The sequence below is a fragment of the Brevibacillus sp. NRRL NRS-603 genome (assembly GCF_003013445.1).
GTDB lineage: Bacteria > Bacillota > Bacilli > Brevibacillales > Brevibacillaceae > Brevibacillus > Brevibacillus formosus.
The window spans coordinates 1-5,153 of sequence record NZ_PXZN01000123.1; the positions used below are offsets into that span (position 1 = coordinate 1).

The following is a 5,153-nucleotide window of genomic DNA, read 5'->3' on the forward strand; positions in this document are numbered from 1 at the left end:
TTGCCATGACCGCAATCACCGGAATTTCGTCAATCAAGCGTGGAATGATATCTCCGGCAATTTCAATACCATGCAGCTCCGAATGCGTCACGAGGAGGTCTGCAACCGGCTCTTCATTTACGATTCGTTCATTCAAAAGCTCCAGGCTTCCCCCCATCGCCTTGACAACATCGATAATGCCCGTACGGCTTGGGTTGATTCCGACATTTTCAATAAGAAGAGAGCTGCCAGGTACGACCATTACAGCTGCAATCAAAAAAGCAGCGGAAGAAATGTCACCCGGAACAGAAATGGCACGGCCTTTCAGCTTTTGTCCGCCTTCTACTGAAACAGTCAAGCCATCACGCACGACTTGTACACCAAACGCTTGCAGCATACGCTCCGTATGATCGCGGGATAAGTGCGGTTCTGTTACACTCGTCACGCCTTTTGCCTGCAATCCTGCCAGCATAATCGCTGACTTCACTTGTGCACTTGCAACTGGGGATTGATAAGCAATCCCTTGAAGTTCTCCGCCTCGAATAGATAACGGTGTGTATTCACCGTCTTTTCTTCCATCGATTTTGGCGCCCATTTGACGGAGTGGTCCGATCACACGACGCATTGGTCTTTTTGCGATGGACTCATCGCCTTCCATCACCACATGGAAAGGCTGTGTTGCCATGATCCCTGCCATTAAGCGAATCGTCGTACCGGAGTTCCCTACATCCAGATGTTGAGATGGTTCCTGCAAGCCATACCAGCCTTTTCCTTGTACGGTTACGGCATCTCCTTGTTGTTCAATCTCGATCCCCATCCGACGAAAGCAGCTAATCGTGCTCAAGCAATCGGCACCCGGCAAAAAGCCTTCAATGGTTGTGGTGCCTTCTGCTAGAGCACCAAACATGACTGCACGATGGGAAATGGACTTATCTCCAGGCACGCGAACGGTACCTTTGATTTGTTTGGCTTGTTGTACGCGAAGCATTACTTCCACTCCTTTTCTCTCTCACGCTCTCCCAGATCACCAGTCGCACTGTGAAGCGTCTTCGTTGTAAAGTGTGTTTGCATAAAAATACTTATGTGCGCTTGTATACATTGTAATCGAAAAAGCGAAGAACTTCCTCTCCCTTTTCCAACTCTTGTTGCGAATGGAACGTAATCCGTAGCACCCCATAAATGTCTTCTCGTGTCTCTCTGATTTGGAGATTCGTGATGTTGATTTGTCTTGCTCCCAACAATGTCGTAATTCGTCCGATTTCACCCGGGTGGTCCGGGATATCGATATACAAATCGTTCAAAGGAGGCAATGCACCCGTTTTACGCTCTGGCAAACTGTCGCGAAATTCTCGGGCCGTTTTGAAGAAATGCTCGATTCCTTTTGGATCTCCCTGTTCTACAAGGTGAACGACATCTTCCAATGCGTTTGCCCAATCTTTTGCGATTTTGAGGATCGGATCACGGTTTTGCAGCAAAATATCACGCCACATCTGAGGGTTACTCGATGCAATGCGCGTAATGTCACGGAAGCCACCAGCAGCAAGCGTTGCATGCCAAGCATTTTCCTCGTCATACCCTGCCACCAAATTGACCAGAGCAGAAGCGAGAATGTGCGGGAAATGACTAACTGCACCCACGACCTGATCATGCGAATCCGCGTCCATTTGCACGATTTTTGCCCGAGTCAGTGTAAGCAGTTCAGACAATTGCTTTACTTTTTCTACAGGTGTTCCCGGGGCTGGTGTCAAAACATAATAGGCGTTTTCCATCAGACGATCAGAAGCAGCTTCCACGCCTGATTTATGCGAGCCGGCCATCGGATGTCCACCGATAAACGTAACATGATCGGGAATGACATCACCCGCTTGTCTCACAATACCTGCTTTTGTACTGCCAACATCTGTAATGATCACACCTGGTTGCAGCTCCATTTCCACTAACGAGCGAATGGTTGCAACGATTTGCTCTACAGGTGATGCGAGGAAAATGACATTTGCTTCTCGAACTGCGGTCTGCAAATCAGTTGTGCCAGCATGAATAACACCAAGGGTCAGTGCTTTATCCAAACAATCTTGACGTAAATCGTAACCGACTACCCGAATATTGGGATCGCGTCGCATTGACAGCGCGATTGAGCCGCCAATCAACCCGACGCCGATTACAGTAATAGTGGTTTTTTTCATCTCCACTCTCTATCCTTCCTATATCTCTCTTAGACAAAAATGCCGAGGCATGCCCGGCATCTTCGTCCTTTATTTCAATGCTCCAGTCACGATTTCTTTTAAGACAGAAAGAATCTTGTCATTTTGCTCTTTGGTCCCGATCGTAATACGTTGAAAACCCGGGAAGCCTAGCGCATTACCAGAGCGAACGATAATGCCTTGAGAGAGCAGCTTTTTGAATACCTCATCGGAATCCTTTTTCAAATCAACCAAGATAAAGTTGGTCTGAGATGGATAGTAGGAGAGTCCCCACTCGTCAAATGAATCGGTAAACTGCTTCATGCCTTCTCGGTTACGATCACGGCATGTTTTCACAAATTCCTGGTCTTGTAATGCCGCACGTGCTGCTACCTGTCCAAGTGTGCCTGTATTGAAAGGCTCACGCACATGTTCCAGTGAGGAAATGAGCTCTTCTGACGCGATCCCGTAGCCGATACGAAGAGCAGCCAGACCGTAGATTTTGGAGAACGTACGCAAAATAATCAGGTTCGGATACTCAGCGAGCATCGGGACTGTTTGCGGATATTCTGGATCCACTACATACTCGTAGTAAGCCTCATCCAAAACGACCAGTACATCTTTTGGAGTCTTTTTCAGAAAAGCTTCCAACTCGGATGCTGTTACAATCGTCCCTGACGGATTGTTCGGGTTACATACCCATACGACCTTCGTTTGTTCGTTGATGGCAGCCGCCATCGCTTCGAGATCGTGAACGCCATCTTTCAACGGCACCTCAATCAAGTCTGCTCCTTCAATAATCCCATTTGAGCGATATTGCGAGAACGTTTGCGTCGCCATGACTGCGTTTGTTCCTTCGCTCAAAAAAGCACGAGAGATCATCAACAGAATTTCATCAGACCCGTTGCCGAAAAACAATTGGCCTGGTTTGACTCCGAGGAAGTCAGCAAGATCCCAGCGCAGATTAAGGCTTGCACCGTCTGGATACAGGGCCAAATTGTCCAACTGTTCCGAAATGGCAGCTTTCGCCTTCGGTGAGGAACCAAAAGGATTTTCGTTGGACGCCAGCTTGATGACTTCGGTCAAACCATATTCGCGTTTCACGTCATCAATGGGCTTGCCAGGTTGATATACCGGGGCATTGAGTATGCGTTGTTTCGGTTGCATCCACGTTCACTCCAGTCACATTTTTCCCACTATTGTAGCGCACTGGCTAACTGATGTACAAAGGTTTTTATTTTTTCTACAGCTTCTGGCATCTGTTTGGGGTCTTTCAGCTGCTCAGCATGCTCCTCGATTTGCTGTACAATGGCACTCCCCACGATGACACCATCCGTATGGGGTGCTACTGCTCGTACCTGATCCGGCGTGGATATTCCGAAGCCTACCGCAGTAGGTACCGATGTGCTGGCCTTTACTCGTTCGAGAAAATCTGCCAAATCCTCGCGCAGGTCAGCACGGGCACCCGTCACACCGAGCGACGATACACAATAAAGGAATCCGGTTGCTTGCGCGCCGATCGTATTGATTCTGGAACTGGAAGTTGGTGCTACGAGCGAAATGACATGAATGCCATGCTGTTTTGCTGAAGTTACTGCTGGACCGTTTTCCTCAATCGGCAAATCTGGAATGACAACTCCGTCCGCACCATAGGCAGCAAGATCGGCAAAAAAGCGCTCGATACCATATTGCAAAACCGGATTGAAGTAGGTGAACAGGACGATGGAAGCCTCCATACCTGATTCGCGGAGCCTTTTGACCAATTGCAAAGCATCCCTGATCGTCACGCCATTTTTCAGTGCGCGCTCTGAAGCCCGTTGTATCGTTGGGCCATCTGCCAAAGGATCAGAGTAAGGGACGCCGAGCTCGATGAGATCTGCTCCTGCTTCAACCATCGCTTTTACGAGATGAAAGGTCGCTTCTATCGACGGATCGCCTACCGTTAGAAACGGGATGAATCGTTTGCGATCACGATCCGCGAATAATCGATCGATTCTGTTAAGGGCTGTCGCCATGATTACTCTCCCCCTTCTGCTGTCAGCGCTTCTTGAATAGTCAGTACGTCCTTGTCGCCTCGTCCGGACAAACAGATTACCAATATTTTGTCTGGAGACATCTCTTTCGCACGCTTGATCGATTCAGCTATCGCATGTGCGCTCTCCAACGCTGGAATGATGCCTTCCGTTTGGCAAAGCACTTGCACTGCCTCGAGTGCTTCCGCGTCCGTTACCGATGTATAGGTCACTCTTCCGCTGTCTTTGAGATAGGCGTGCTCAGGTCCTACTCCTGGATAATCCAAGCCAGCCGAAATCGAATGCGCTTCTTGCACTTGTCCGCCTTCATCCTGCAACAAGTAGGTTAAGGAACCGTGGATAACTCCTGGGCGTCCAAGTGTAAGTGTTGCCGCATGCTTTTCGGTATCGATTCCTTTTCCTGCCGCTTCTACTCCTCTGAGCGCGACAGACTCATCCTGAATAAACGGATAGAACATACCTATCGCATTGCTGCCTCCACCGACGCAAGCAACGACCTCGTCTGGCAGCCTTCTGAGCATTTGCAGCACTTGACTGCGCGTCTCTTCTCCGATAATTTTTTGGAATTCGCGAACCATGTACGGGTATGGATGTGGCCCAACCACAGATCCAATGACATAAAACGTTTCATCGACATGGGAAACCCAATGGCGAATCGCTTCATTTGTCGCATCCTTAAGGGTACGAGATCCGGATACCGCAGGAATGACTTCGGCACCAAGCAGCTTCATCCGAAAAACATTCAACGACTGGCGACGAATATCTTCTTCCCCCATGAACACCTTGCAAGAGAGTCCGAGCTTTGCCGCCACGGTTGCACTTGCCACTCCGTGCTGACCAGCGCCCGTTTCGGCAATAATTGATTTTTTGCCCATCCGTTTGGCAAGTAATGCTTGGCCCAAAGCATTGTTTAATTTATGTGCGCCCGTATGGTTGAGATCTTCTCGTTTCAAATAGATTT

At 48.9% G+C, this 5,153-nt stretch carries 5 protein-coding genes; all 5 read right to left on the reverse strand.

The features are described from left to right. A partial coding sequence (gene aroA, locus C7R94_RS28925; RefSeq protein WP_106785959.1) for a 3-phosphoshikimate 1-carboxyvinyltransferase occupies positions 1-967 on the reverse strand: 967 nt, incomplete at its 3' end. Between the two features lie 91 nt (positions 968-1,058). Beyond that, complete coding sequence (locus tag C7R94_RS28930) at positions 1,059-2,162, reverse strand: prephenate dehydrogenase (protein ID WP_106785962.1); 1,104 nt, start codon at positions 2,160-2,162, stop codon at positions 1,059-1,061. Between the two features lie 69 nt (positions 2,163-2,231). Next, positions 2,232-3,326 carry a histidinol-phosphate transaminase gene (gene hisC, locus C7R94_RS28935; RefSeq protein ID WP_106785960.1) on the reverse strand — a complete coding sequence of 365 codons (1,095 nt, stop codon included), beginning with the start codon at positions 3,324-3,326 and terminating at the stop codon, positions 2,232-2,234. Positions 3,327-3,355: 29 nt separating this feature from the next. Continuing rightward, on the reverse strand, positions 3,356-4,174 hold the full coding sequence (trpA, locus tag C7R94_RS28940) for a tryptophan synthase subunit alpha (protein WP_106785961.1): 819 nt from the start codon (positions 4,172-4,174) through the stop codon (positions 3,356-3,358). Positions 4,175-4,176: 2 nt separating this feature from the next. Continuing rightward, positions 4,177-5,153, reverse strand: a 977-nt coding sequence (gene trpB / locus C7R94_RS28945; RefSeq protein ID WP_106785963.1) for a tryptophan synthase subunit beta, incomplete at its 5' end; no start/stop codon positions are given.